Annotated in this window: 24 protein-coding genes; 21 read left to right on the top strand and 3 right to left on the bottom strand. The window is 40.8% G+C overall.

What is annotated here, in order from left to right; genetic code table 11:
* Positions 1 to 9: 9 nt before the first annotated feature.
* Complete coding sequence (locus tag IW510_RS13415; protein ID WP_202060491.1) at positions 10 to 987, bottom strand: ArsR/SmtB family transcription factor; 978 nt, start codon at positions 985 to 987, stop codon at positions 10 to 12.
* A gap of 504 nt (positions 988 to 1491) precedes the next feature.
* Between IW510_RS13415 and IW510_RS13410 the strand changes: the two genes are divergently transcribed.
* The 4 genes from IW510_RS13410 (at position 1492) to IW510_RS13395 (ending at position 5643) form a co-directional block, all read left to right on the top strand.
* Positions 1492 to 2100 (top strand): hypothetical protein, encoded by a 609-nt coding sequence (locus IW510_RS13410; protein WP_202060490.1) that lies wholly within the window; start codon positions 1492 to 1494, stop codon positions 2098 to 2100.
* A 19-nt stretch (positions 2101 to 2119) separates the two neighbouring features.
* Entirely contained in the window at positions 2120 to 2770 is a 651-nt protein-coding gene (locus tag IW510_RS13405; protein WP_202060488.1) for a response regulator transcription factor, read from the top strand.
* A complete protein-coding gene (locus tag IW510_RS13400) occupies positions 2771 to 3904 on the top strand; it encodes a sensor histidine kinase (protein ID WP_202060487.1) in 1134 nt (377 codons plus the stop codon).
* Between the two features lie 218 nt (positions 3905 to 4122).
* Entirely contained in the window at positions 4123 to 5643 is a 1521-nt protein-coding gene (locus IW510_RS13395) for an AbgT family transporter (RefSeq protein ID WP_202060485.1), read from the top strand.
* Between the two features lie 64 nt (positions 5644 to 5707).
* Here the strand turns inward: IW510_RS13395 and IW510_RS13390 are convergent, their stop codons facing one another.
* A complete protein-coding gene (locus tag IW510_RS13390; RefSeq protein WP_202060482.1) occupies positions 5708 to 6718 on the bottom strand; it encodes a LacI family DNA-binding transcriptional regulator in 1011 nt (336 codons plus the stop codon).
* Positions 6719 to 6940: 222 nt separating this feature from the next.
* Here IW510_RS13390 and rpe point away from each other — a divergent pair, with 222 nt between their 5' ends.
* From rpe to IW510_RS13355, 7 genes are all read left to right on the top strand, one after another.
* Positions 6941 to 7606, top strand: a complete 666-nt coding sequence (gene rpe / locus IW510_RS13385) for a ribulose-phosphate 3-epimerase (protein ID WP_202060481.1) — start codon at positions 6941 to 6943, stop codon at positions 7604 to 7606.
* 94 nt (positions 7607 to 7700) lie between these two features.
* Positions 7701 to 8150: a ribose 5-phosphate isomerase B gene (gene rpiB / locus IW510_RS13380; protein ID WP_202060480.1), complete on the top strand. Its 450-nt coding sequence runs from the start codon at positions 7701 to 7703 to the stop codon at positions 8148 to 8150.
* On the top strand, positions 8147 to 9076 hold the full coding sequence (locus tag IW510_RS13375) for a DUF7916 family protein (protein ID WP_202060478.1): 930 nt from the start codon (positions 8147 to 8149) through the stop codon (positions 9074 to 9076). The genes rpiB and IW510_RS13375 overlap by 4 nt, the downstream gene beginning before the upstream one ends.
* A gap of 24 nt (positions 9077 to 9100) precedes the next feature.
* Positions 9101 to 10945: a beta-glucoside-specific PTS transporter subunit IIABC gene (locus tag IW510_RS13370; protein WP_202060477.1), complete on the top strand. Its 1845-nt coding sequence runs from the start codon at positions 9101 to 9103 to the stop codon at positions 10943 to 10945.
* Positions 10946 to 11191: 246 nt separating this feature from the next.
* Positions 11192 to 11581, top strand: coding sequence for a DUF805 domain-containing protein (locus IW510_RS13365; protein WP_202060476.1), 390 nt, complete (start codon positions 11192 to 11194; stop codon positions 11579 to 11581).
* A gap of 307 nt (positions 11582 to 11888) precedes the next feature.
* The gene (locus IW510_RS13360) at positions 11889 to 12971 is read left to right on the top strand and encodes a GntR family transcriptional regulator (protein ID WP_202060475.1); all 1083 of its coding nucleotides are present in this window, start codon (positions 11889 to 11891) and stop codon (positions 12969 to 12971) included.
* A gap of 139 nt (positions 12972 to 13110) precedes the next feature.
* The gene (locus IW510_RS13355; protein WP_202060474.1) at positions 13111 to 13689 is read left to right on the top strand and encodes a hypothetical protein; all 579 of its coding nucleotides are present in this window, start codon (positions 13111 to 13113) and stop codon (positions 13687 to 13689) included.
* 127 nt (positions 13690 to 13816) lie between these two features.
* On the opposite strand, the gene IW510_RS13350 is transcribed toward IW510_RS13355, so the two are convergent.
* Positions 13817 to 14707, bottom strand: coding sequence for an ArsR/SmtB family transcription factor (locus IW510_RS13350; protein ID WP_202060473.1), 891 nt, complete (start codon positions 14705 to 14707; stop codon positions 13817 to 13819).
* 203 nt (positions 14708 to 14910) lie between these two features.
* Between IW510_RS13350 and arfA the strand changes: the two genes are divergently transcribed.
* The 10 genes from arfA (at position 14911) to IW510_RS13305 (ending at position 26199) form a co-directional block, all read left to right on the top strand.
* A complete protein-coding gene (gene arfA / locus IW510_RS13345) occupies positions 14911 to 16407 on the top strand; it encodes an arabinosylfuranosidase ArfA (protein ID WP_442896429.1) in 1497 nt (498 codons plus the stop codon).
* Positions 16408 to 16434: 27 nt separating this feature from the next.
* On the top strand, positions 16435 to 17709 hold the full coding sequence (locus IW510_RS13340; protein WP_202060472.1) for an ABC transporter substrate-binding protein: 1275 nt from the start codon (positions 16435 to 16437) through the stop codon (positions 17707 to 17709).
* Positions 17710 to 17897: 188 nt separating this feature from the next.
* On the top strand, positions 17898 to 18794 hold the full coding sequence (locus IW510_RS13335; RefSeq protein ID WP_202060471.1) for a carbohydrate ABC transporter permease: 897 nt from the start codon (positions 17898 to 17900) through the stop codon (positions 18792 to 18794).
* 12 nt (positions 18795 to 18806) lie between these two features.
* Positions 18807 to 19670, top strand: a complete 864-nt coding sequence (locus tag IW510_RS13330; RefSeq protein WP_202060469.1) for a carbohydrate ABC transporter permease — start codon at positions 18807 to 18809, stop codon at positions 19668 to 19670.
* Positions 19671 to 19680: 10 nt separating this feature from the next.
* Entirely contained in the window at positions 19681 to 20250 is a 570-nt protein-coding gene (locus IW510_RS13325; protein WP_202060467.1) for a YesL family protein, read from the top strand.
* Positions 20247 to 21767 carry an alpha-N-arabinofuranosidase gene (locus IW510_RS13320; protein ID WP_202060465.1) on the top strand — a complete coding sequence of 507 codons (1521 nt, stop codon included), beginning with the start codon at positions 20247 to 20249 and terminating at the stop codon, positions 21765 to 21767. The genes IW510_RS13325 and IW510_RS13320 overlap by 4 nt, the downstream gene beginning before the upstream one ends.
* Positions 21768 to 21776: 9 nt before the next feature.
* Positions 21777 to 22745, top strand: coding sequence for a glycoside hydrolase family 43 protein (locus tag IW510_RS13315; protein ID WP_202060463.1), 969 nt, complete (start codon positions 21777 to 21779; stop codon positions 22743 to 22745).
* Between the two features lie 12 nt (positions 22746 to 22757).
* Positions 22758 to 24206, top strand: a complete 1449-nt coding sequence (locus IW510_RS13310; protein ID WP_202060461.1) for an alpha-N-arabinofuranosidase — start codon at positions 22758 to 22760, stop codon at positions 24204 to 24206.
* Positions 24199 to 24444: a DUF6171 family protein gene (locus tag IW510_RS21340; RefSeq protein ID WP_330932656.1), complete on the top strand. Its 246-nt coding sequence runs from the start codon at positions 24199 to 24201 to the stop codon at positions 24442 to 24444. The genes IW510_RS13310 and IW510_RS21340 overlap by 8 nt, the downstream gene beginning before the upstream one ends.
* Positions 24445 to 24597: 153 nt before the next feature.
* Positions 24598 to 26199 (top strand): xylulokinase, encoded by a 1602-nt coding sequence (locus IW510_RS13305; protein ID WP_202060459.1) that lies wholly within the window; start codon positions 24598 to 24600, stop codon positions 26197 to 26199.
* Positions 26200 to 26216: the final 17 nt, after the last annotated feature.

The following is a 26216-nucleotide window of genomic DNA, read 5'->3' as shown; positions in this document are numbered from 1 at the left end:
TGTGGAAAGTCAATGGCTTTTTATTTTCATGTGTTCCAAATAGTCCTGTGTCTGACGAAGAATGCGTTTATTGATACCAAAAAACTTGGTATTTCCTTCACGATACTCCATCAGTAAACCAGCTTCACGTAATTGTTGAATATGGTGAGAGATTGAAGCGGGGCGAATAGCAAGCAGCTCTGCCAGCTCTTTGCCCGAGTAGCTTTTTTGCAGCAGCAGCTCAATTAGCGCCAGACGTGTTTCGTCTGCGAGCACCTTCAAGGTCTTGACCGCCCGTTCGCGTGAAATCCTTACTTCCTCCGGTCCGGCAAAAGCAACTGGGAAAGTCAGCAGCTGCTTGGAAAAATCTTCTGAATGAGCGATAACCGGTATGTAATAGAGTTTGGTCGGAATTAAGACGGCTTCTTTCGGTTCCGGAAAGGCAGGAAGCGGCTTTCCTGTGACTGTCCGTAGCATGTCCAAATAGCTTGATTTTTGGGTTAGGGTAGTTAACCATGCTTCAGCTGCTTGAAATTCTTCTTTGGGTATCGTCACCTTTTTCAAAAAGGTATCTTGTGAGAGTTCTGTCAAAAGCTGTTCAGCAACTTGGAACATCTCTCTGGGCTTATTCAAAAATTCTTGGAAAGCAGCCTCTGTTTTGAAGCCGGAGTATGCCTTCTCAAAAGAAAATTGTCTCTCCTCGATTTCTTTCGGAGACAACCCAGGAAGCATTTTTATCAGCAGCTCTGTTTCTGATAAACGACTAATGGCAGTAAAAAGACCTTTTAAATCGTTTTTGTTCGGCATTTCACTGAGAAAATCCCAAAGAAACAGCATCGGAAAATACATCTGATTCTGCTGATTCAGAAAGTTCTCATAGTGCTTGGACCAATTCTCAAGCTCTTTCTCTGAAAAAAAAGGAAGCAGTTCCTTTGTATTTTTTTTTGCCAAATAGGAAGCAGCAATAGCGGCTTCGCAGATATAGGATTGTTCAATTGTTATTTTCAATGGTAAATTCACTCCTGCAGCGGCTTGTAGAGCTGTTTTCCGCGTGTCATTGTCCTGTACCTTATATAGTACCAAGCACAGGCATCTTTCTATATAAAGTATAAAGGATTTCTCTGAATATTACGACAGACAAATGGTAGTATGAAATGGAGACAGAAATGTAGCAGGTAATAAGAGAGTTTCTATGCTTTGACTTCTGAATCGTAAATAATTGATTGAAAGAAAAGAATCAGCGAATCACTGTTCAGGAGCACTCTCTATCATGATATACTCAAATCATAATAATAAGTCAAAAAAGGTATCTGGATGCTGGTGCAACTGGATAACTTGAAAGAGAAAAAATGAAAAAAATAAATTCAACTAACCAAAATAAAAGTTGTTTACAACTTGGCAATAACTGTCCGCTATTCTTAGAGTATCAACAAGTTGGTTGCTGATAAAAAAGCAACGATCGAAATATGCTGTTAAAAGAATGGTACTGTAAGAATGAAGGAGGAAAAGCTTATGAAAAAAATTGGACTTTGGAAAAAATTGATTATTGCAACTGTGGTAATCTGCGGGTTGTTTTTTGGGGGAATCACGCTTGCCCAAAATCTATCAGAGGAATCTATTGTTGCGGCTTCCAATGAAGAAGACATAGAAGAAGCGATAGAGAAAGCACAACAGGAATTTGAACGAATCGAAAAAATGTCGGTACGAGAATATTATGTTGATTTTTTGAACTATGATCCGCGGATTGCAGCAGATTTTGAGGAAAAATATACACTTGATGCCAATCAAACTAAAATGAATGAGGTCAAGGGAGAACAGTTTAATTATCTTGTAGCTTTGGCTTCATTTTATGAGAATGGGAATCAGCCAATCCTTGCCAGAAATGAACAGAAAGAAGATGGAGAGGTTGTTCTCGGAGAAAACGGAGACTTTGCTTATTCCCTAGAAACACTTTCCGGTGATGTAGCTGCGCTATCCGACGAGATTGATTCTGAAACGCCGATTGTTGAAATCTGTGTAAAACATGGTATAGATCCGGATGGAAAAATCCGCGACTTGAGCCCGGAAATCATTATGGAGATTGATCAGAAGCTGTTTGAGTTATCCGATCATCCGGAATAGACAGAAAAAGGAAGAGTAAATGAAAACTATTTTGATCGTTGAAGATGAAGTGAAAATCAACAAGCTGATATTCAGCAGCTTAACGGCTGTCGGCTACAGCTGCCTCCAGGCTTATTATGGCATGGAGGCTCTTGCCGTTTTACAAAAGGAAACAGTTGATTTGATTATTTTGGATATCCAGCTGCCAGATACGGATGGCTTCTCTCTAATCAAAAGCATGAAAGATATTCCGGTTATCTATTTGACCGCCCGCTCGGCTATTGAAGATCGTATTCATGGATTAAACAGTGGGGCGGAGGATTATATCGTAAAACCCTTTGCTTTAGACGAATTGATTGCCCGTGTTCAAGTTGTCCTACGGCGTTTTGATTCTGAGGAGGAAGTTTTCAAGTGGCGTAATCTGACTGTGAACTTTGAAAAATATACGGTCAAATTGAATGGAGGCACGATTGACTTGAAGCCTCAGGAGTTTAGTCTGTTGGAGGTTTTCATTCGTCACAAAAATATGGCATTGACGAGAGAACAACTATTGCAACTGGCATGGGGATTTGATTACAGTGGTGATGTGCGCACTGTGGACGTCCATGTTCAGCGGCTTCGAAAAAAACTGCAGTTGGATGAGCAGTTGAAAACCGTTTTTAAACTGGGCTACAGATTGGAAGTGGAGTAAATGCAGCTATGGAAAAAGAATTTTTTCTTTGTGGTATTGCTGTTTCAAATACTCTTGTTCACAGGGCTGTTTGCCTTTGTCAGCTATAGCTTTCAACAATCACTGACTAAGGATGTCGCACTATTTAAACAATTAAGAGGAGAAAGTGATTTCCTTATTGAGAGGGTAACTGAGGAGTTTGCCTCAAGCCATACTCAGGAACTCGTACAGGTAATAAACGAGCAGCAGCAGTTCTATTTTCAAGTAGCTAATAATCGTGACGGAACACTTTTTTCTTCGATCCCAAAGGATGTTTTTCTGGAGGAAGAGAAGAGTTATACGATGGACAGACTTTCAGTTAAAAAGAGGAACGAAAAAACTTATCTTCTCTATATTGAAACCAAAGAAATAGGTGAAGAAACGTTTGAGGTGTTTTTTATCAAAGACAGTTCTTCCGTCTATTTAGAACAGAACCAGCGCATCCGCTACAGCCTTCTGTTTGGTATTCTTTTCTCCATTTTTTTGAGTGGCGTTATTTATTGGCAAATGAAGAAGATTTATCGACCTGTTCAAAATCTTGCTCATGAGCTGCGAACGCCGTTAACGCTTATTTCAGGCTATTCAGAATATTTGATGCGTTTGAAAACAACAGAGGAAGAAAAGACGACGATGAGTCAGGAGATATTTCAAGAAGCGCAGCAGCTGCAGGAGGTCATCGAACAGCTATTAATCATGGGAGACTTGACGGATGGCACCATCAAAATGGAGCAGTTCTATGTGAGTGAGCTATTCCAAAACCTCAGCCATAAATACCCAAAGCTGCAGTTATCTATTTCCGGAGAAAAAGAGCTTAGGGGGAATCGCGTGCTATTGTTGCGTCTATTCGATAATCTTTTAGATAATGCCTTCAAAGCTGCTGGAAACGAAATAGTACAGCTAACAATTTCTGGAAAAGAGCTTGAGCTTGTCAATGCAGGGAAGCGCATTTCCGATAGTCAGCTGAAAAAAATGAATCGCGGCAAAAAGCTCTCTGTATCTGAATATGAAGGCTCCGGTCAAGGCTTCTTGATTTGTCGGCAAATTGTTTTGCTCCATCATGGCAAGATAACTATTCATTCAGATGATAAGCAAACAAAAGTGAATATAAGCTTTTAATCGTTTTTTTGAGTGAGGATGCTGATTTATAGGGCATGGTCACTCTTTTTTTGATGCAAATAGGAAAGAAAGTGAACACAAAATGGCGGATATTTTTTTAATCTATATCTAATGAAATGGCAATTTTAATAGTCCCCTCACAGAATTTTCTTAGATATGTAATGTATGAAATTTGTCACTATGATAGAATAAGCCTATCTTTTAATTGGAGGCTATCTATGAAAAATAAAAATGGAAAAATGAAAAAAGGGTTAGTTGAACGAATTGGTGCAGCATTACCAGAGTCAAATTTACTATTTCTTATCTTGATAGGTATTATTATTATTATCAGTTTTATCGCTCAAGGAGAGTACGCAGGAGTGCAGGAAGGAACCACATACGAAGTAAAAAATCTGCTGTCTTTTGAAGGAATCAGATGGCTGTTGTACAATATCATTGAAAACTTCCGTTCTTATCCGCCGCTGGGAATCGTTATAGTTGGTGTTATCGGTTTTGGCTTTGCGGAGAAAATCGGGCTGCTGGGAACGATCATCAAGAAAGTTGGACATTCCACACCGGAGAAATACATTCTTCCGGTTATTGTTTTTGTAGGAATCAACTCATCTATTGCATCAGATGCAGGCTATGTTGTGCTGGTGCCTTTAGCAGGTGCGTTGTATGCCGGGTTAGGTAAAAATCCCCTGATTGGTATTTGTGCGGCCTTCGCTTCAGTATCTGCCGGCTTTGGGGCTGCGTTAATCCCTACACCTGGTGATGGACTGTTAGGTGCCATTACTCAAAACGTAGTTGAAGAAACAATGGGACAAAAATTCGAGTTTAATGCAGTGACGATGAACTTGGTATTTATGATTGTATCAACCTTCTTTTTAACCGTTCTATTGACTGTTGTGACAAATCGTTTTATCGAGAAACGTGCACAACATCATGAAATCGTGATTCCGAAAGAAGATGCAATCGAGGTTGGTGAATTGACTGACAAGGAGCGGAGAGGTTTAAGAGCTGCTGGAATTGCTTTATTAGTAGTGATTGCCGTATTTGTTGTTATGTATTTCACAGGTATCCTGCAAAGCTATGAGTCTGTGATTGATGAGGCAGGAACCATTAAAACCTTTAATCCGATTTTGGATAATATCATTGTTATTATGATCTGCCTTTTCTTGTTTCCTTCTATTGCTTATGGCCGTACGGTTGGCGCAATTACTTCAGGGAAAGAGTACATTCAAGTGACAACAAAAGCAATGATGGATATGGCTTATATCATGGTCTTTGCCATTTTTGCCGGTAATTTCCTGGCTATTTTCTCTTATTCAGGATTAGACAAGTTTATTGCCAACCATGGGGCGCAAGGACTAATTAGCTTGAACATTCAAAATGATTTTGTTTTGATTCTGCTGTTTATCCTGTTGTCGGCATTTATCAATCTGTTTATGGGCTCAGCCAGTGCGAAATGGACACTGCTTGCGCCAATCTTTATCGTAATGTTAGACAGTGCATCGAATGGCAGCTTGAAGCCTGATGTGATTCAAGCGGCTTATCGTTTAGCCGATTCTTCTACCAATATTATCACACCGCTGATGACTTATATGGGGGTTGTGCTGATTGCTGCGAAGAAATATTCACCGAAATTTGAGATTGGTGATTTGATGTCGATTATGACACCGTATTCCTTAAGTGTTCTGGTTGGCTGGACAATCTTCTTCTTAGGTTGGATGCTGACAGGGTTACCGTTTGGGATTTAAATGAATAGACAGAAAAACGGAGGCCGCAGCCTCCGTTTTTTTATTTTCAAATGGCGATTCACTTTCAAGTGTTAATGGATTCTCGAAGAATTAATTCGACGGGCAGAAGAATGGACTGGCCCTTTTTATCAGAATGAGGATGGTTAATCAGCTCTAATAAGCTTTCCACTGCATTATTAGCAATACCTTGAGTGTTTTGCTTTACTGAAGAGAGACTAGGCGTTGAATACTTTGTTTGTGGCGTATTATCAAAGCCAATCACTTTGATATCCTTCGGTATGTGTTTTCCTGCTCTTCGCAATTCCAGTAACAGCTCCATTGCGATATTATCATTGATTGCAAAAATGCCGTCCACCTCTGGTACACGATTTAAGAAAGCTGTTAACGTGTCTGAATAGGAGTTGTCGCTATTTAGTAATAGCTGATTTTTTTTTGCATCAAAGACGATGTTATTCTTTTTTAATGCATCCTTGAAGCCTTTGAAGCGCTCCTTTGCAGAAGAGGAGGCTCTTTTGTGCATAGCAATTATCGGTTGCTTACTACCGGAATGAATCAGCGCTTCGGCAGCTTCAAACGCGCCTTGATAGTGATTGGATGAAATAAAAATCGTCTGTTCACTATTTTTTGGTTCTCGATCAATACAAATATAAGGAATGTCTTTTTCCGATTTACTGTAGTCAAAGCCGAATTCATCTGCTCCTGAAATAACAATAAGGCCATCAATCATCTTACTTTCAAGCATCTGTAAGTAAGCAGCTTCTTTGTCAGCATTTCGTGCAGTATTACAGATGATTGTAGAGTAATCCTTTTCAAATAAGATTTCTTCAATTTGTTGAACCACATCTGAGAAAAAATAATTACTGATATCCGGGACAAGAACACCAATTGAAAAGGATTTTTTCATTCGCAGACTTTTAGCGCTGAAGTTCATTTGATAGCCCGTTTCTTTGATGACATCTAACACTTTTTTTCGTGTTTCCTCGGAAAAACGACCATTATTGTTTATTACGCGTGAAACTGTTGCAACAGAGACGCCGCTCAATTGGGCAATATCCTTTATAGAAACCTTTTTCATTGTCAGGAACCTTTCTGAGTAAACGATAACTCATTTTCTTCTATATTTTCTTTATTTTCCCATGTTTCATTTTATTAATCAAGCAGAAAAAAATAAATTTTTATTGACAATAAAAAGATAAGGTGCTATATTTAACTCGAAAAAAGGAAAACGATTACTCAAAATTACTGAGTTATTTTTTTATTCGCTTGAGTAATCGTTTACTCGAAAGGAGATTTTATTATGAACGACGTATTACTATGTCCTTCAATGATGTGTGCGGACTTTTCAAAATTACAAGAAGAAGTAAAGCTGTTAGATAAAGCAGGTGTTGATATTTTTCATATGGATATTATGGATGGCTCGTTTGTACCTAACTTTTCTATGGGGATTCAGGATTTTGAATTCGTTCGATCGGCTACACAGAAGCAAGTCGATGTTCATTTGATGATTAACAATCCGGGAAATTATGTTGAGCTGTTTGCAAATATGGGCGCAGATATCATTTATATACATCCAGAAGCCGATCAACAGCCGACCAGAACATTGGAAAAAATTCGTACATTGGGAAAAATTCCCGGTATTGCCATTAATCCCGGTACATCGGTTGCTTCTATCAAGGAACTGTTATATTTGGTAGATTATGTGATGGTAATGACGGTTAACCCCGGTTTTGCCGGTCAAAAATATCTTGAGTTTGTGAATGGAAAATTAGAGGAGTTAGCTGCTGTAAAATCAAAATATGAGTTTGAGCTGATGGTGGATGGTGCTATTTCTCCAGAGAAGATTGTGGAGCTTTCTAAGCTTGGTGTAACGGGCTTCGTATTAGGAACATCGACGTTATTCGGGAAAGAAAAATCCTATAAAGAAATTATTCAAGAGACGAAGCAGACAAGAATCAATGTATAATAAGAAAATCATTATAGTAATGGAAGACTCGTTTTATGCACTGTGAAAAATATAAAAGAGAATTAGAAATACATAATCAGAGGGGAGAATTGAGATGAATATTGCAATTGGTAGTGATCATGTCGGTTTTGAGCTAAAGCCGGCAATTATAGAGTATTTAAAAGAACTGGGACATGAGGTGACTGATTTTGGCCCAAATTCATCTGATAGAACAGATTATCCGATATACGGGAAAAAAGTAGCGGAGGAAGTTGCTTCTAAGCATTATGACTGTGGTATCTTGATTTGCGGAACAGGTGTCGGCATATCGATTACAGCTAATAAAGTTCACGGAATTCGTGCGGTGGTCTGCAGCGAACCTTATTCAGCAAAGCTATCAAAGGAGCATAATAATACCAATATTTTGGCTTTTGGATCACGTGTGGTTGGTTCTGAATTGGCTAAAATGATTGTCAGGGAGTGGCTATCGGCAACATTTGAAGGTGGTCGTCATGCCAATCGCGTTGAAATGATTGCAAAGGTAGAAAGGGAGGAACAGATATGAGTGAGGTAGTTAGACTGATAAGTGCTTCTAAAAGTGATTTTGAGAAGATGTCCGGTAGAGAGTTGAAGCGGTCGATTTTCAAATCAGAGGGAAGAGTAGTAATGGCTCAGCATTTACTTTTTGCCAGTGAGGGATTGGTTCGAGGTGTTACGAATACAGAATTGATGGCTGCATTTGGAGCAGATATGGTAATGCTGAATACCTTTAATTTGAATGAAGTCAGTAATAATCCGGGGCTCCAGGGACTAACACTTTCGGAGCTGAAAAGCAGAGTCAATATTCCTGTGGGCATCTATCTTGGCTGTCCGGGAAAAAATAAAATTACAGAGAAGAAGTTGTACGATGCAGAGGGAATGTTGGCAACAGATGAACACATCTTAAAAGCGAAAGAATTAGGTGCTGATTTTATTGTCCTTGGCGGCAATCCGGGATCAGGGACATCTATTGATGATATTATTCGTTCGACAAAGCGGGCACGGGAGCTTGTCGGTGAAGACTTGCTGATTTTCTCAGGAAAGTGGGAGGATGGAATCGATGAAAAGGTATTAGGCGACCCGTTGGCAAAACGAGAGGCTAAAGAAATTATCAAGGAGTTGATAGATGCGGGAGCAGATGTGATTGATTTGCCTGCACCGGGTTCAAGACATGGAATCAGTGTGCATATGATTCAGGAATTGGTTCAGTTTGTTCATAGCTATAAGCCGGGTACGTTGGCGATGTCATTTTTAAACAGCTCAGTTGAAGGTGCGGATCAGGATACAATTCGTATGATTGCGTTGATGATGAAGGAAACAGGTGCGGATATCCATGCAATTGGTGATGGTGGTTTTTCCGGTTGTACGACACCTGAAAATGTCATGCAGCTGTCAATTTCTTTGAAAGGGAAGCCGTATACGTATTTTAGAATGGCCAGTCGAAATAGATAAAGGGCGAATCAGGAGGTAAAAATCATGAGTTTTGATTATTTAGCAAAAGAAATTATTGTAGATGTTGGTGGAGAAGAGAATGTGCGCTCTTTAGTTCATTGTGCAACACGGTTGCGTTTCAAGCTTAAGGACGACAAAAAGGCGAATCGTTCAGCACTTGAAAAGCTGGAGGGGGTTGTCAGTGTTGTTGAGAGTGGTGGACAGTTTCAAATTGTTATTGGTAATACAGTTTCAGACGTATTCAAAGCGATTGAAGCAAATAGCAGCATTAATGGAGGCATTCAGTCAGATAAACAGGATAGTCATAATGAGAAGCTGATGGATCGTGCAATTGACATGGTTTCCTCCATCTTTACTCCTATATTACCGGCATTGATTGGCGGCGGGATGATTAAGGGTTTACTGATGATTGCAGCCAATTTAGGGTTAGCTGCAGATAGTGGCGGGTATATGGTATTGAATGCAGCGGCAGATTCAGTGTTCTATTTTATGCCGATACTGCTGGCATATACTTCAGCTAAAAAGTTCAAAGCAAATCCGTTTATTGCAGCAACTGTCGCGGGAGCATTGATTTATCCATCTTTAGTGCAGGCATTTACCGATGGGTCTGCTCTTGATTTCTTTGGAATTCCGTTAGTGCTCGCAAGATATACAAGTTCGGTGCTGCCAATTATTTTTGCTGTGTATTTCTTATCGAAGGTAGAATTTATATGTAATAAATACATTCATCCTGTAGTGAAAAATGTGTTGACACCAATGCTGAGCCTGCTGATTGTTGTTCCTGTGACCTATCTTCTGATTGGACCTGTAACCTCTACTTTAAGCAGCGGAATTGGTGGTGCATACGAGTTTCTTTATGGACTAAATCCAATTATTTGCGGTGTGATTTTAGGTGCTGTATGGCAAGTTCTTGTTGTATTTGGCTTACATTGGGGCATTGTCCCCATTGGCTACAATAATTTAGCATTGTATGGCAGAAATACAATTAACGGAATGACCGGCCCATCGAACTTTGCTCAGGCTGGATCAGCATTCGGTGTATTTTTGAAGGCTAAGGATGTAAAAATTCGCCAAATGGCATTGTCTGCCTCGATAACAGCACTGTTCAGTATCACTGAGCCAGCAATTTATGGTGTCAATTTGAAGTTTAAGAAGCCCTTTTATATTGGCTTGGTTGCTGGAGGGATAGCTGGTGGAATCGCAGGAGCAGGTAATAGTGCTGCATTGGCAGCTGGACCTGTCGGCTTGCTTTCGATTCCTGTATTTATGGGGGAAGGCTTCGTATCATTTTTGATAGCAATTGCTGCGGCATTTATCATTGCAGCAGCAGGGACCTATTTATTTGGCTACAATCCTGAAAAAATTGAGAGCGCTATCCCGGAAGAAAGTCATGCAGAAATGATTTTACCGAACCAAAAAGATTTGGTAGCGAGTCCTTTGACTGGAAAAATTATCAGCTTAAGTGAAGTACCCGATAAGGTCTTTTCAACAGGCGGACTGGGAAGCGGATTTGCCGTTATTCCGGAAGACGGAAGGCTCCTTGCACCGGCGGATGGTGAAATAACCGTTGCTTTTCCAACCGGTCATGCGGTTGGCATGATTACTGATAAGGGAACTGAAGTATTGATGCACATTGGCTTAGATACAGTGGAGTTAGAGGGAGAATATTTTGATGTAAAGGTCAAAGTAGGAGATAAGGTGAAAAAAGAAGATTTATTGGTAAGCTTTGATTTGGAAAAAATAAAGGCTGCTGGCTATAATCCAATCACACCTGTTATTATAACGAACTCCAATCAATACCAGCAAATTGATGTATCTTCAGCCGATTTTGCAGAGGTGGGAAGCAACTTGCTGACATTGACCACTTAATTAGGAAAGAAAGATTATACAACGAGAATGGGCAGAAACCTGCAAGCTATAATGCTTCCAGGTTTCTATTTTTGTATCAACTTACCGAAGTATTCTATCTGTAATGACCCGCTATCGCGGTAGATGGGAAACAATCTGTTTTTCCAACTTAACGTGCTGCTGCTCTTCTTTAAACATTATCTTGAGCCTATCAATTGCATCGTTTTATAAAATTGAGGATAATTTAATGGAGAGGAGAGGATTAAAATGATAGAAGCATATAAAGAATATTGGAGCAATATGACGGTAATGAATGCCAGAGCGACACGGGGGCAGTATTGGTGGCCTCAGCTATTGAACTACTTGGTTCTGTTTATCTATGGGATGATTACGAACATTTCCCAATACTATAATTTTGAAACACAGGAGTTTATCAAGCTGAATATCTACGCGTTTATTTTTATGGGTCTGTCTTTTGCAATTTGGCTGGCAAATTTCACCGTTCGAGCACGCCGTTTGCATGACACCAATCGAAGCAATTGGTGGATTCTGTTGTATCTTATTCCGTTATTTGGTCCAATTATCATGTTTGTCTTTATGATTTTGCCGGGTAAATCTTATTCACGCTGGCGTGTAAATCAATCAGAGCTTTCTTAAGAAAGAAGCCTGCTCGAAAAAATAATGACCTGATTCCTGTTCGCTCAGGGCAGGTCTTTTTTGTTTGCTATAAAGAGCAATGCCAGTTCTACTAGTGTAGGAACTGCTAGTAGAATGGAATGCGAGGCTCATTTGACGATAAGATAAACTGCCTTCAGTGGTAAAGAGCACCACTGAGTCAGTTTTCTATATCGCACATAAGCTGAGCGACTCATTCCGCTTTTCTAAATAAAAATCCCACTTGCTTCCTTTCGGAAAAAGCCCTATTATAAAAGATGACCGTACAAATTTTTTGTGGAGGAAGAAAATGGCAGCCAAATACCAACAAATTGCGGACGAGATTCGCACGAAAATTTTAAATGAAGAGTACCCCGTAGGCACAGTGATACCCCCTGAGCTGAAGCTTCAGGAAAGCTATCAGGTTAGTCGCCACACAATTCGTCAAGCGATTGCCTTATTGGCAAACGAAGGCTTCCTTCGGAAAGAAAAGGGTTCAGGTACTTATGTGGATGATCGTTTCAAAACAAAGGAAGCTTCAGAAAAACGAACAAAAACGATTGGTGTTATCACAACCTATCTTTCAGATTACATTTTTCCATCGATTATTCGAGGGATTGAAGAAACGCTTCGAGAAAACGGCTATTCCTTGTTGCTGGCGAGTACCGGCAATGACCCTCAGCAGGAGCGAAAGTGTCTGGAAAGTATGATTGCTCAGCAGGTAGATGGTCTGATTGTTGAACCGACGAGAAGTAATCAGTACAATCCGAATCTGTCTTACTATCTATCTCTAAAGGAATCAGGTACGCCTGTAGTGATGATTAATTCCCGCTATGAAGAATTGGATATTCCATATATTAGTTTGGATGATGTCAAAGCTGGTTTTGTCGCCACCTCATTTATGCTTGACCAAGGGATTGAACAGCTGGCACTGATTATAAAGATAGATGACTTACAAGGAAAATTGCGGATGAAAGGCTTTATCGAAGCGTTTGAAGAGAAAAAAATGATGTTTGATTCTGCCAATATTTTTACGTATACAACTGAAGAAAAACAACAAGTCATTGGACGAGTTGTTCAGAAGCTTCTGACTGATGGAAACAGCATTGAGGGAATCGTCTGCTATAACGATGAAATTGCCAATTCGCTCACACAGCAATTGATTGCTTCCGGTAAGCGAGTTCCGGAAGATTTTGCAGTTATTGGACAGGATGATTCCTACTTAAGTACAGCCGGTGAAATTCCGTTAACAACAATCAGTCATCCAAAGGAACAGCTTGGAAGGGATGCTGCAGCGTGGATGATTCAAGCCATTAATAAGAAAATCATCAGTGAAACGATCCTATATGAACCACAAGTGATTGAACGACAATCGACAAAGAGAAAAAAATGAAGAAAGTATCGACATTTTCTAATTTTTAGAAACATGGCGACGACAGTCTGAAAGAACAGCGCGTTATAAGACAGAGGTTGGTCTGTCCTGAGGAGCGTGAGTATGTTGAGTAAGATAGAAAATAAAAGGGGGGACTTTTGTGGCACGGTTTGATAGTAAAAATCGCTCATACAAAAAAATGGTTATAGAGAATAGAAGGTTGAGGTACAGTAGTACGCCATTTTTACGAATTGCTGTAGGTACGTTATTTCTAATTGTTGGTGTAACAGGTACTGCTATTTGCTTTGCTATTGTGAATGCATTTTTTCCAATTGAAAATAATTCAACGAATAGTCTGCATATGGTTTTATTCCTTGGAATTTCAGTTCCTATGGTAATATTTCTTGTTGCCAATCCGCTAAAAAAACTGTTCAACAAACTCTTCTGCAAGAAGGTCTCGCTCATTGATTCTGATAAAGAAACGTTTACTTTAAAGATTGAAGAGGATCAGTTTACGTATCGAAAAAATGAAATAGAAAAAGTCCGTATTTTGAGAAAGAGCGGAAAAGCAGCGGTAGTTAATCAATGTACACTTTCCTTAAAGATGCCAGATAGAGTCTTCCGCTTTGCCTCGGATGAAAAACGGAGTGATTTGGATGAGCTATACGAGCAGCTGAATGAGTGGAAGGAAAAATCTGAGAAAACTATAAAAGACGAGATAATAACTGAACAGAATTAAGACTAACGATAAAAGGACAGAAGCATATCGACGCTTCTGTCCTTTTTTGTATTTGGTCAAGTCGGACCAAGTACGTTCTGCTTTTCTAGCCTCATGAGCTCCCGACTCGTTGCACTTTTCTAGTTTTCTAACTATAAAAAACTTTGATTTTGATGTCTTGGTCGTAATTCCCAAAGCCACGGCCAAATAGGGTGCAGCCGCCGACGTTCTTGGCATCCTCTTTAACCTCTACTCGTAAGTGCCATGTATCCTCATTGCTTGGAATATCAGCGATGGTGATGTCTGATAAGGAAACACCGTCCATGTTTGTCAAATGCTTTGTAATTCGAATCGTCTTCAACAAACCATATTGATTAAGGTTGTCTGGGTACCAATCCGGTGTGTACTTTCCTCTAATGTCCGCAAAATCCCCAGGGCTTGTCCATGTGCCTAACTCTACCCCATTCAGTGTGAAGGTGATGTCAGAAGGCCAATTATCGTTGGCAAAAGGGAATTCTGACGAGATTTCCATTGAGATTTCCAGCATCTCCAGTTTTTCGTTTTTAGAAAGAAAATTTGGCGTTTGATATTCCACAAACCCCTTAGTAAACCAGAGAATACGGGCATCCATTCTTCGTGTATCCATAAAGTATTTAGGCTCGTCGACATCCCCGATAAACTCGTTAATTGTTGCCAGTCCACAGGTTGGTTCGATGAGATAATTTGTATAGTGACCGACTGGAATAAATGTTTCCTTGAAATCGAAAGCGTTGAAGATTTTTTCTGGGAAGTTGATATCAATTTTATCTACCCGCAGACTGGAAATTTTCTTTTGCCCGACTTTTTCTGTTTTGATGATGTTGGCTTCTTCCAATTTTTTGATGTGCATGGTAATGATAGCGCTGCTTAAACCTAATGCATTGGCTAATTCCTTCACGCTCATTTTGTTTTTTGAAAGCAGTTGAATAATATTGATCCGCACCTTGCTTGCTAACGCCTCGTAAACAGGTAAGGATTCTTCGTTGACTTCTAATTGCATATTGTCACCTCACGACCTTTAACTTCTATCTTTATATCTTAGCATATATGTTAATTATATAAAATGATATTCTAGTAGTCAAACTATAATTAATAAAAATGTTAACGATTAACTTATATATTTTTATTTATTTAACATTAATATTATTGACAGCGTTTGCAATTTGTTTTATTATTTAGATAAATATTAAAGGAGGGCTGGTTTTGAAAGCGAAATTGTCGATTAATAAGCATTTTTCTATTTCTGAGGTAGATACAAGACTATATGGTTCATTTATTGAGCATATGGGTCGAGCGGTTTATGAAGGAATTTATCAACCGAATCACCCGTCAGCTGATGAAAATGGTTTTAGAAGAGACGTTTTAGAGCTGGTAAAGGAATTGAATGTGCCGATTGTCCGTTATCCCGGGGGAAATTTTTTATCCGGGTATAACTGGGAAGACGGGATAGGACCTGTAGAACAGAGACCAAAAAGACTCGATCTGGCGTGGCGAACAACGGAAACAAATGAGGTTGGGCTGCACGAATTTTACGAATGGGCGAAAAAAGCTGATACAGAAATCAATATGGCTGTCAATCTGGGAACTCGGGGAATCGATGCTGCAAGAAATTTAGTAGAATACTGCAATTATAATGGTGAAAGTTATTGGAGCGACCTGAGGAAACAGAATGGCTTAGAGGAACCACTGAATATTAAGACTTGGTGTCTTGGTAATGAAATGGATGGTCCTTGGCAAATTGGACATAAAACAGCAGAAGAATATGGACGACTGGCAGCTGAAACGGCAAAAGCAATGAAGCTGGTCGATGACTCGATTGAATTGGTGGTTTGCGGCAGCTCGCATAGCCATATGCCAACATTTGGTGACTGGGAGCTGGAGGTTCTAGAGCATACTTATGAGTATGTCGATTATCTTTCTTTACATCAATACTATGGGAATCAGGAAGATAATCTTGAAAATTATCTTGCTCGCTCCTTGGATATGGATGCGTTTATCACCGGAGTAACTGCAATGTGTGATGCAATAAAAGCGAAAAAACACAGCAAGAAACAGATGAATCTTTCTTTTGATGAGTGGAATATCTGGTACCACAGCAATGAACATGATGAAAAGGTCAAACCTTGGCAGGTTGCACCGCCGTTACTTGAGGATCATTACAATTTTGAAGATGCCCTTTTACTGGGCTGTCTGCTGATTACCTTGTTAAAACACAGTGATCGAGTGAAAATTGCCTGTCTGGCACAGCTTGTCAATGTGATTGCACCGATTATGACTAACTCGGAAGGGGAAGCATGGAAGCAGACGATTTTCTATCCATTTATGCAGGTATCCAATTATGGCAGAGGAACTGTGCTGCAGCCGTTAATCGAATCGGAAACATATGCAACGAAGGATTTTGAAAAGGTTCCTTATCTTGAATCGATCGCTGTACTGAATGAAGAACAAAGCGAACTAGTTATTTTCGCAGTAAACCGCAGCCGTGATGTATTGGATTTTGAAATCGGTTTCGGCGATTTGGCTGTCGAAACAGTTAAAGAGTTTTCTCAAATGAGCGGGTTTGATATCAAAGAGGTAAACACTGAGGAAAGCGGGCATGTCAAGCCTGTTGAGTCAGAAGAATACAGATTGAGCGATGCTGGAATCAACTGTCACTTGCAACCGTTGTCTTGGAATATGATCAGATGCACATTAAAGTAAAAAAGAAAATTCAAGGGGGATTTCCAAATGAGATTTAAGAAGTTTTTATTAGGGTCAATGGCACTCGTATCAGCAGGTATACTCGCAGCATGCGGTGGAGGCGGTTCGCCTTCCGGTGGAGATTCAGGAGATGCAGTGACATTGACATTCTGGAATGGGTTTACAGCTTCTGATGGTGAAATATTACAGGACATCGTGGATGATTTTAACAAAACAAATGATAAGAATATCACGATTGAAATGGATGTAATGACTTGGGCAAATTTGAATGAGAAGCTGCCGCCGGCGATTTCTTCCAAAACAGCACCGGACTTTATTGCACTGAACTATGCCGATTTTGCACAATACGTAGAAAATGGAGCAGTTCAAACATTGGATGACTTCTGGGACTATGACGGTGTAGATAAATCAGATTTTACAGAAACAGCGGTTGACCTCGGCGTTGTGAACGAACAGCAATATTTCATCCCGATGCAGGTACAGGGCATGTATATGTATTGGAATAAAGACTTATTTGAAAAGGCCGGCTTGGATACGGAAGAGCCGCCAAGAACATGGGAACAACTGACGGAAATGGCACCTAAGCTGGCAGATAGCAGTACGAATGTATCTGGCTTTGTATTTAACAAGGATGGTACCGCACCACTCTATAACTGGATGCTTGCGAATGGTGGGAAGCTGGTAAGTGATGATTATACAAAATCCGAGTTTGACTCTCCTGAAAATTTGAAAACGCTAAAAGCTATCCAAAAGATGATTCATGTTGATAAAGCAGGTCCGGAATCTATCTCCGGTGCTGAAATGGATAATTTGATGAATGCAGGACAACTGGCAATTGAAATTAATGGTCCTTGGCTGAACAATGGGTTGAAAGCGAATGAAATCAATTATAGTGTGACAACTTTACCTCAAGCAACTGAAGATGGTGAAAAAACAGCTATCCTTGATGGTGTTGGCTATGCCATTCCGGCAAGTACAGACAGTAGCAAGAAAGAAGCAATCTATGAATTCTTGAAATATTGGAATACAACAGAAATCGGTAAAAAATGGAGTGTGGAGAACGGCTTCCCGGCATATCTGAATTCTGTAGCAGAAGACGATGAAGTGAAGAACAATGAAATCGTTTCTGAGCTTTCCAAGCAAATGGATTATGCAGAGCCGTTCTTACCAGGCTTTTCGAAGATTGCGGCAATCAATAATGATATCATCAACCCTCTGATTGAGAAGCTGTTGGCAGGAGACGACCCTGAAAAACTGATGAAGGATGCGGACAAAGCAATCAACGACTTATTGAGTCAATAAGCTGTAAGAGCATCGAAGACTAGGCGAAAAAAGGAATAAAGGGTTTTATTATCTGAATAGAAAAGATGAGAACAGGAGAAGGCTGCTGTATAAACTCAGCATGGATTGCTAAAGTCCTGCAATGCGATGCTTTTTGCAACTCCTCCTGTCTTACTCTATTCAGAATCTTTTAAAGAGAGGTGTATACGTTGAAATCATTAGCCAGATATTGGAACAGACCAAGCCGAGCGGCCTACTTGTTTTTAGCACCATCATTTTTGATTCTGCTGATGTTTACGGTTGTTCCATTGTTGGGAACATTCGCCATCAGTTTTACCGATTTAAACATTTTCTTTACGAACAGAAATATCGTCGGGCTTGATAATTTTATGCGAATTTTTAGTGATGAGCGGGCGATTAATTCACTGATACATACGTTATATTTCACCATATTGGAAACGCCGCTGCAAATTATTGTTGGGTTATTTGCGGCAGTAATTCTTTCGAAAAATACGAAGTTCAACAGATTTTGCCGATCAACATTTTATATACCGGTTATCTGTTCACTAACTTCTATTGCTATTATTTTCTCTATGCTGCTGGACCCGAATGTCGGTGCGATTCCGTACCTATTTTCTCAATTAGGTCTGCCAATTCCACAATTTTTCAGAGATCCTACTTTGGCAATGCCGACAGTAGCAATTATGACTGTTTGGAAAAACTTTGGGGTGACGATGACGATTCTGTTAACAGCAATTCAAGGAATATCGCCTTCTCTTTATGAATCTGCGGAGATGGATGGGGCAACCAGTCGCCAACAGTTCTTTAATATCACGTTGCCGCAAATTGTACCGTCCTTGGGTTTTTGTATTTTGACGAATCTGATTGGTTCGATGCAGGTGTTCGACCAAGTGTATGTAGCTACAGCGGGCGGACCTCAGTTCAAGACAGAGACTGCGGTGCAGTATATCTATAGCCGAGGCTTTACTGCTCCATATGAGTTGGGCTATGCTTCTGCCTTGTCTTCCGTGTTGTTCGTGATTATCGCCGCAATAGCGATATCCACCAATCTGTACATGTCCCGTAAAGAAAAACAAATGAAGTAGGAGGGGAAACGAATGGTAACTGAAAGTACAATCGTAACGGTTGAGAAAAAACGAAAAAAAGTCAGTGTGAAAAAAGTCCTCAGTATCATAGGCATGCTGCTGGTACTGTTTATCATCGCTTTTCCTTTTCTGTGGTTGATTCTTTCTTCGTTTAAGTACGAGAAGGACATCATTTCATTTCCACCGAAAATTTTTGCGGATAACTACACCTTGGATAACTATATCAAGGTATGGTCGACGATTCCATTGTTGGATTACATTAAAAATACGGTGATTTTCGCCGGAGGTACAGTAATTACCTCAATTTTCTTTGATTCGTTGGCAGGCTATGCTTTTGCTCGAATGAATTTTAAAGGGAAATCCGCTTTGTTCTATTTTGTTCTTTTGACCATGATGATTCCATTTCAGGTGTTTATGATTCCATTGTTTATTGAGGTCAATTTATTGGGCTTGCTGGACACTTATGCCGGACTGATTATTCCGAGAATGACGACAGCCTTTGGGATTTTCATGATGCGTTCCTTCTTCATTACACTGCCGGCATCCTTAGAAGAGGCGGCACGTATCGATGGCTTGAATGAATTCGGTATTTTTTGGAAAATCATGCTTCCGCTAAGTAAACCGACCTTGCTCTCTCTGGCAATCTTTACATTAATGAATAGCTGGAACGACCTGCTCTATCCATTGATTTTGACGAGCAGCTCGAAAATGCGGACATTGCCTGCTGGTTTAGCTTTGTTCACGGGGCAAAATATTTCCTTCTATGGCCCGGTTATGGCTGGAACAGTTATATCCATGCTGCCGCTGTTAATTATCTACATTTTTGCACAAAAATACTTTGTTCAGGGAACCGCAATGTCAGGAATGAAAGAATAGGGTGAGTGACATGAAACTGGTAGAAACGAAAATTTATGCACAGCTAATAGTGATTTCAGATTACTTGTTGTTGGGGTTGTTATGGGTGATTGTCTCGTTGCCGATTGTTACCTTGGTACCGGCATCTACTGCGGTGTTGTATGTTTTACGGCAATGGCAGGATGGGACAACAGGGAGTATTTTTGCTCACTTTTTTACCGGAATCAGAAAACATTTCTTCATTAATCTATTGGCGAGTCTGTTGACCGTCGGGATTTTCGCAGCAACAAACTCACTGCTGCAGGAGAGCAGTCAGGTGTTAATAATCAGCGGGTATGTTGTGTCAATTATCTATCTGATGTTTCTGCTTTCTTGGATAGATAATTGCAGCCGTGATGAAAAACTCTCTGTCTTCAAGCTATTTGAGCAGAGTGCACTGGATTTGATGGTTTTCTTTGTGGGAAATCTAGGCTGTACACTATTAATTATCTTTTTTACCTTACTAATCTTTGTGTTTCCACCATTTATTTTCCTCTTTGCAGGAGCGGTGTGGAAGCTGCTTTATCTTATATTATCTAGAAAACGCAGGGTGATTGAATGAATAAATCGATGATAAAAATACGAAAAGACTTTCTGGTAGGTGACATCAGTCCAAGGCTGTTTGGTTCATTTATCGAGCACATGGGCAGTGTTGTTTATACAGGAATTTATGAGCCGGGGCATCCGCAAGCAGACGAACATGGTTTTCGCTTAGATGTTCTGGAATTAATTAAAGAATTGGATCTGGGAGTAATTCGATATCCCGGTGGCAACTTTACCTCCGGCTATGATTGGCTTGATACGATTGGACCGGTAGAACAGCGTCCAAAAAAAATCGATCTTGCATGGCGAGGAATCGAACCCAACACATTTGGAATTCATGAATTTTTTAAATGGCTGAAGCACACCAATGCAGAGCCGATTTTTACAGTGAACTTGGGAACAAAAGGGATTGATGATGCACGAAATATCGTTGAATATTGTAATTTTCCCAAAGATTCCTATTGGAGTGATTTGCGCAGAGAAAATGGTCAGGAAGAACCATTTGATATCAAGCTTTGGTGCTTAGGAAATGAGCTGGATGGCCCATGGCAAATTGGTGCGAAGAGCGCCTATGAATATGGCCGACTAGCGAACGAAGCATCGAAGGTGATGAAGCTGGTGGATGATTCTATCGAAACAATTTTGGTTGGAAGCTCTACGCCAAGGCTGGCAAGCTATCCGGAATGGGATCGGATTGCTTTGGAACAAGCTTATGACAATGTCGATTATCTGGCGTTACACAATTACATTGATAAATATGATGAAGATGATTTGACAAAGCCGCCGAAAAATGAACGAGATGATACGCCAACCTATTTGGCAAAATCCTATCGTTTTGATCGTCAGATTGAAGAGGTGGTTGCTGCTTGTGATTATGTAAAAGGCGCTTTGCGAAGTGAGAAGACCATGTATCTAGCTTTCGATGAATGGAATGTCCACTCTCAACCGGAAAAGACACATGATGACTTTCAAATCGGCAGCCCGATTGACTGGTGCTACTTCACGATGGAGGATGCCTTGCTATTTGGGTCATTAGGACTGTCCATTTTGCGGCATGCGGATCGAGTGAAAATCGCTTGTCAGTCTCTGCTTGTCAATACGATTCCGCTTATTTTAACCGATGCAGGAGGGAATGCATGGTGCAATCCAACGTATCATATTATGGCACATTTATCGAAATATGCTAAAGGTCGAGTACTGAGACAAAACGTTGAAGGGCCAACCTATGATTGTGAGAAGGTCAAAAATGTTCCGATGGTAGACAGCGTGATTGTTGAAAATGAAGAGGAGCTGGTTCTGTTCTGTGTCAATCGAGGAGCACAGGAGCAGACTATCAGTTTGGATCATGACTTCGATTTGACCTCTGAAGGTGAGCATATCGTATTGAAGAGTGAGCAGCTGCTAGACAAAAACTTACGGGAAACACCAAATAAAATCGTTCCTCAGTCAAAGGTAATACAGCTTCCAGATAAAGAGAAGCTAGTCGTTGCACTTGACAGCTATTCTTGGAACGTAATTAAAATAAAAAAGGGTTGAGGAAGGCTTATGACAGAAAAGACAACATATGAAAATCCAATTGTTATTGAGCGGGCAGACCCGTGGATTTATAAGCATACAGATGGTTTTTATTATTTCACTGGTTCAGTGCCCGGCTATCAGGCAATTGAACTGAGGAGAGCTAAAAGTATTGATGCGTTAGAAGAGGGAGAACGGCTGCTGGTTTGGCATGCACCGGAGACAGGGCTGATGAGTGAATTGATTTGGGCACCGGAAATCCATTACATCAATGACCGTTGGTATATCTATTTCGCCGCGAGTGATGATGCGGAAATTCGGAATCAGCATCATCACCATCGGATGTTTGTGATTGAGAATGAACAGGCAGATCCTATGAATACGAATTGGACTGAAAAAGGCCAGCTGAAGACAAAATTTGACAGCTTCAGCTTAGACGGTACGGTATTCCAACACCAAAATCGACTGTATTATGTTTGGGCTCAGCAGGACCCGCGTATTCCCGGTAATTCCAATCTCTACATTTCAGAAATGGAAAATCCATGGACCTTAAAGGGCGAACAGGTACTGTTGTCGATTCCGGAATATGAGTGGGAAAAAATCGGCTTCTCTGTAAATGAAGGGGCAGCGGTGTTGGTTAGAAATGGAAAGGTGTTTATCACCTATTCAGGAAGTGCTACAGATGAGAACTATGCAATGGGGCTGCTGTGGGCAGAGGAGAATGCCGACTTGCTGGACGGCTATTCTTGGCACAAACTGCCTGAACCGGTATTTGTGACCTCGGAGAAAAATCATCAATTTGGACCGGGACATAATTCATTTACCAAGAGTGAAAATGGTCAAGAGGATGTTTTAATTTATCATGCTCGTCCGGAAAAGAACAAGGTAGGCGATCCTTTGGATAATCCAAACCGACATGCCAATGCGCAAGTATTTTCATGGGATGAAGAGGGATTTCCTATTTTTGGAGAACCAGAAGGCTATACGAAAACTATCTAAGCAGGTGAAGCAATGATAACTGTATTGAATAGAAAAGCAGGCCCACGCATCAGTAAATATATCTATGGTCATTTTGCGGAGCATCTGGGGCGCTGTATTTATGAAGGGCTGTACGTGGGTCCTGATTCAACGATTCCGAATAAAAATGGCATGCGTACTGATGTCGTAGAGGCATTAAAGGCAATTAATATTCCGGTTCTGCGTTGGCCCGGCGGCTGCTTTGCGGATGAATACCATTGGCAGGATGGTATTGGTGCGAAAGAGAAGCGTAAAAAAATCGTCAATACCCATTGGGGTGGTGTGACTGAAACGAATCATTTTGGTACGCATGAATTTTTCGAGCTGATTGATCAGCTAGGGTGTGAAGCATATATCAACGGTAATGTTGGCAGTGGAACTGTTCAGGAGATGCAGGAATGGATTGAGTATATGACTATGGCGGGCGCATCGCCGATGTCAGCGTTACGCAGTGAAAATGGCAGAGAAGAGCCATGGGCAGTTAAGTTTTTCGGTGTAGGGAATGAGTCGTGGGGGTGCGGAGGAAATATGCTTCCGCAGTATTACGCAGATTTATACCGCCGTTATCAGACCTATGTTCGTCAATATGGTGATGAAAAAATTTACAAAATTGCCTGTGGTCCGAATGTCGATGACTATGAGTGGATGGAAGAAGTGATGAAAAATGCTTCTGCCTTCATGGATGGGATTAGTCTGCATCATTATGCGCTAACCGGTGCATGGGAGGATAAAGGGCCGGCTTTGGATTTTGCTGAAGAGCATTGGTGGTCGCTGATTCAGAGTGCGGAGAAGATGGATGAGCTGATTACCAAGCATTCAACGATTATGGATGCCTATGATTCGGAAAAGCGAGTGGGCTTGATTATCGATGAGTGGGGCTCGTGGCTGGCTGTTGAGCCTGGTACAAATCCTGGTTTTCTTTATCAGCAGAATACGATTCGTGATGCGATGGTTGCCGCAGTGACCTTGAATATTTTCCATAAGCACGCCGAACGAGTTCAAATGGCGAATATTGCTCAAACGGTTAACGTTCTTCAGGCAATGCTTTTAACAGAAGGGCAAGCAATGGTTAAAACGCCAAGCTATTATGTGTTTGACTTGTATCAGGTGCATCAGGAGGCCCAACGCATAGACAGCTATGGAGATAGTGCTGAGCATCTATCCTATACAATTTCTCAAAAGGAGGGTGTGCTGAATCTATCACTGTGTAATTATGCTCTTGATGGGAATCAAACCATTGACTTCCAGTTTGAATCTGTCATTAATAATGTTCAATCAAGTCGGTTTATTTCTGGAAAAGCGATGGACAGCCACAATGATTTTGACTGTCCGGAAGAAGTTCTTATCAAGCCATTTGAGGATTATTCATATAAAGAAAACAAGCTGACACTTACGATTCCGGCAAAATCAGTACTAACCATTCAATTGGAAGTCAGTGATTGAGGTGGGCTGCATTCATTGTGAGGGGCAGAGAGAAGCTGCAAGGCTGGATGTTGAAGAGCTGATTTTAGAGCAACTGGCATTTGAGCCAACAGTCGTTTCGGTAGACATAAGACAGAAGAGAATCCTTCTCTGTGAACAGTGTCCAAAACGGTCAGCCCATACGTGCACTAGCTGCGGCTGTTACTATGCATTTCGAGCGGCACTTCCTTCTAAGAAGTGCCCCGTGGGACGATGGTGATTCGTATTTTCGGGTAAAAGTACGTACAAATATTTAGTTAAATCATTTACATGTACGTACATAAATGATATAATTCTTCTTGAAAGAAGGGGTAAACTCTTTCAGGAGGAATTTTTTTTACATTAAATTGAAAACGGATACAGGAGGAGCGTTATGGATACGAAAACAGTAAAAGAGTCGATTATTCAGGGAAAAACCTCTCTGGGAATTGAGCTTGGCTCCACTCGAATCAAGGCGGTGCTGATTGACGAAAAACAACAGCCTATCGCTTCAGGCAGCCATGAGTGGGAGAATCAATTGATTGACGGCATCTGGACGTACAGCTTGGAGGAAATCTGGCAAGGGCTGCAGGACAGCTATTTGAAGCTGAAGGATGAGGTTCAAAAGAATTTTGAGACGGATTTGACAACAATCGGTGCCATTGGTTTTAGTGCAATGATGCATGGCTATATGGCCTTTGATCAATCAGATGAATTGCTGGTTCCTTTCCGTACTTGGCGGAATTCTATCACCGCAGAGGCTGAAAAAGAGCTGACGAAATTATTCGATTACAACATTCCGCAGCGTTGGAGTATTGCCCATCTGTATCAGGCAATTTTGAATCAAGAAGCACACGTGAAGGATGTTGCTTTCTTTACGACCTTGGCGGGTTATGTTCATTGGAAGTTGACGGGGAAAAAGGTACTTGGAATTGGTGATGCTTCCGGAATGTTTCCGATTGATCCGAAAATAAAAAATTACGACGAACAAATGATTACCACGTTCAATCAAAAAATAGCAGATAATCATTACTCATGGAAATTGGAAAATATTCTGCCTCAAGTGCTGGTTGCGGGAGAAGCGGCAGGAACATTGACTGCAGAAGGGGCAATGCTTCTTGACCCATCAGGTAGTTTAACAGCAGGCATTCCGCTATGTCCGCCGGAGGGAGATGCAGGTACAGGAATGGCTGCAACCAATAGTGTGGCTGTTAGAACAGGAAATGTCTCAGCCGGAACATCTGTTTTTGCGATGATTGTTCTGGAAAAAGAATTGAAAAAGGTTCATCCGGAGCTGGATATGGTAACAACACCGTCTGGAGAGCTTGTAGCAATGGTTCATGCCAATAATTGTTCCTCGGATATTAATGCGTGGGTCAATATCTTCCGTGAGTTTGCGGAGATAAGCGGCTTCGATATCAGTACAGAAAAATTGTATGAAGTATTGTTCCGTCAGGCATTAACAGGAGATAAGGATTGTGGTGGTTTGCTGTCTTATGGTTATTTTTCAGGAGAAAATATCACACATATGCCTGAAGGAAGACCTTTATTTGTACGGACACCTGACAGCAAATTTGATTTAGCCAATTTTATGCGTGTCCATCTATTCTCTGCTTTTGGTGCGCTGCATATGGGGATGAAAATCCTTGTAGAGGAGGAAAAAGTAGCGATTGATAAAGTATTGGGACATGGCGGCATCTTCAAAACAGAAGGTGTGGCACAAAAGATACTGGCAGCTGCGATGAATACGTCGGTGGCCTTAATGGAAACTGCGGGTGAAGGCGGCGCTTGGGGAATTGCCCTTCTGGCTGACTATTTGCAGCATGCTAAGGATGGACGAACACTGGCCGATTATTTGGATAATCAAGTGTTTGGGCAGAATAAGGGGATTGAAGCCGAGCCTGATCCAGCAGATGTTGAAGGGTTTAATTTATTTATTAAGCGTTATGAGGCCGGCTTGCCAATCGAAAAAGCGGCAGTCGAGTTTTTGAAATAGAAAAAGAAATGTTGTGA

Source organism: Enterococcus sp. BWR-S5 (assembly GCF_016745255.1).
In the GTDB taxonomy this organism is placed as follows: domain Bacteria; phylum Bacillota; class Bacilli; order Lactobacillales; family Enterococcaceae; genus Enterococcus_L.
This window is presented reverse-complemented; position numbering and strand designations above follow the sequence as displayed.

Excerpts from the sequence above, each read along its gene's own strand:
- IW510_RS13340 (WP_202060472.1), top strand. The coding sequence starts at position 16,435 with ATGAGATTTAAGAAGTTTTTATTAGGGTCAATGGCACTCGTATCAGCA.
- rpiB (WP_202060480.1), top strand. The coding sequence starts at position 7,701 with ATGAATATTGCAATTGGTAGTGATCATGTCGGTTTTGAGCTAAAGCCG.
- IW510_RS13410 (WP_202060490.1), top strand. The coding sequence starts at position 1,492 with ATGAAAAAAATTGGACTTTGGAAAAAATTGATTATTGCAACTGTGGTA.
- IW510_RS13325 (WP_202060467.1), top strand. The coding sequence starts at position 19,681 with ATGAAACTGGTAGAAACGAAAATTTATGCACAGCTAATAGTGATTTCA.
- IW510_RS13330 (WP_202060469.1), top strand. The coding sequence starts at position 18,807 with ATGGTAACTGAAAGTACAATCGTAACGGTTGAGAAAAAACGAAAAAAA.
- IW510_RS13320 (WP_202060465.1), top strand. The coding sequence starts at position 20,247 with ATGAATAAATCGATGATAAAAATACGAAAAGACTTTCTGGTAGGTGAC.
- IW510_RS13360 (WP_202060475.1), top strand. The coding sequence starts at position 11,889 with ATGGCAGCCAAATACCAACAAATTGCGGACGAGATTCGCACGAAAATT.
- IW510_RS13400 (WP_202060487.1), top strand. The coding sequence starts at position 2,771 with ATGCAGCTATGGAAAAAGAATTTTTTCTTTGTGGTATTGCTGTTTCAA.
- IW510_RS13370 (WP_202060477.1), top strand. The coding sequence starts at position 9,101 with ATGAGTTTTGATTATTTAGCAAAAGAAATTATTGTAGATGTTGGTGGA.
- IW510_RS13395 (WP_202060485.1), top strand. The coding sequence starts at position 4,123 with ATGAAAAATAAAAATGGAAAAATGAAAAAAGGGTTAGTTGAACGAATT.
- IW510_RS13310 (WP_202060461.1), top strand. The coding sequence starts at position 22,758 with ATGATAACTGTATTGAATAGAAAAGCAGGCCCACGCATCAGTAAATAT.
- IW510_RS13365 (WP_202060476.1), top strand. The coding sequence starts at position 11,192 with ATGATAGAAGCATATAAAGAATATTGGAGCAATATGACGGTAATGAAT.
- rpe (WP_202060481.1), top strand. The coding sequence starts at position 6,941 with ATGAACGACGTATTACTATGTCCTTCAATGATGTGTGCGGACTTTTCA.
- IW510_RS13305 (WP_202060459.1), top strand. The coding sequence starts at position 24,598 with ATGGATACGAAAACAGTAAAAGAGTCGATTATTCAGGGAAAAACCTCT.
- IW510_RS13375 (WP_202060478.1), top strand. The coding sequence starts at position 8,147 with ATGAGTGAGGTAGTTAGACTGATAAGTGCTTCTAAAAGTGATTTTGAG.
- IW510_RS13315 (WP_202060463.1), top strand. The coding sequence starts at position 21,777 with ATGACAGAAAAGACAACATATGAAAATCCAATTGTTATTGAGCGGGCA.
- IW510_RS13390 (WP_202060482.1), bottom strand. The coding sequence starts at position 6,718 with ATGAAAAAGGTTTCTATAAAGGATATTGCCCAATTGAGCGGCGTCTCT.
- IW510_RS13405 (WP_202060488.1), top strand. The coding sequence starts at position 2,120 with ATGAAAACTATTTTGATCGTTGAAGATGAAGTGAAAATCAACAAGCTG.
- IW510_RS13350 (WP_202060473.1), bottom strand. The coding sequence starts at position 14,707 with ATGCAATTAGAAGTCAACGAAGAATCCTTACCTGTTTACGAGGCGTTA.